General features: G+C 35.4%; 2 protein-coding genes. Both read left to right on the top strand.

Translation table 11 applies throughout. From position 1 onward, the window contains the following. Positions 1-29: 29 nt before the first annotated feature. The gene (locus tag JK188_RS17540; protein ID WP_154600016.1) at positions 30-524 is read left to right on the top strand and encodes an ASCH domain-containing protein; all 495 of its coding nucleotides are present in this window, start codon (positions 30-32) and stop codon (positions 522-524) included. A gap of 70 nt (positions 525-594) precedes the next feature. Then, positions 595-1000 (top strand): hypothetical protein (locus JK188_RS17535; RefSeq protein ID WP_211888703.1); only part of this gene is annotated, 406 nt, incomplete at its 3' end.

The raw sequence follows: 1000 nt of genomic DNA, 5'->3' as shown, positions 1-1000 counted from the left end.
GGTAAAAACACTTACTTTATGAGGTAAATATGAAAGACGGAATTAAGTTTAATGATGCCATGTTAGCGGCCGTCATGGATGGCACAAAAACGCAGGCACGTAGACCGATTGATCCACAACCAAAGGTAACCGAGGATGAGTTACGCAAACTTGGTGCATGGCAAGAAGGTTACTCACTGTCAGAGCAGGTATGTGTAGCATGGCGGCATGGCTTTATTGATGTTGATTGCCCGTATGGTGAGGTTGGCGACATCATTAACGTTGCGGACAAAGACGGTAATATTAAAGGGAAAATTGAAATTACTGATGTTTGGATTCAGAAAGCTCAGGAGATATCGCAGCAAGACGCTATGAAAGAAGGCGCGCCACCAAGCCATCCATCGATTGATGTTGTATCGCGTGAGCTTTGCCTACCTGATTTTTCACGTTCATGGTTCGCTCAAGTATGGATGGATATATACGGAGAAGAAAGCTGGAATGTTAACCCTTGGGTATGGGTTATTGAGTTTAAGAAGGTGAATTAAAATTTTTTAATGAAACTAGCCTTATATTTATTATAATAACCCTTACTTTTAATAAAATGCAGGGTCACATATGTCTGAAAATAAAGATGAATCATTCATAACATTTAGTTGTGTGATAGATACAATGATATCTTTATCACTACTTTTTTTGATCGTGTTAAGTATGTATTCGAAAGAAGTTGATATTATTAATCTAGGTGTTTTTCTTACTTCATTTATAGTCTATTACTTATCTATATGGAGAACGGACAATACCTCAAAGGTTTTATTGAATGCAACAACCATTACATTACTGACTATCTCAGGTATTTTGATTTACAAAGGTTCTGACAACCCAATAAGCAATTTCTTTAGGCTATATTATTTCGAGATCACCATATCTTTAATGGTAGTATATTTAATTAATATTTCCTTTCAATTCAGGAGAAAAAAAAGAAAAACAGAAATAGAGAAAAGAAACAAAATTGAAATAGAGA

Source organism: Providencia sp. JGM181 (assembly GCF_018257375.1).
In the GTDB taxonomy this organism is placed as follows: domain Bacteria; phylum Pseudomonadota; class Gammaproteobacteria; order Enterobacterales; family Enterobacteriaceae; genus Providencia; species Providencia lanzhouensis.
This window is presented reverse-complemented; position numbering and strand designations above follow the sequence as displayed.

Excerpts from the sequence above, each read along its gene's own strand:
- JK188_RS17540 (WP_154600016.1), top strand. The coding sequence starts at position 30 with ATGAAAGACGGAATTAAGTTTAATGATGCCATGTTAGCGGCCGTCATG.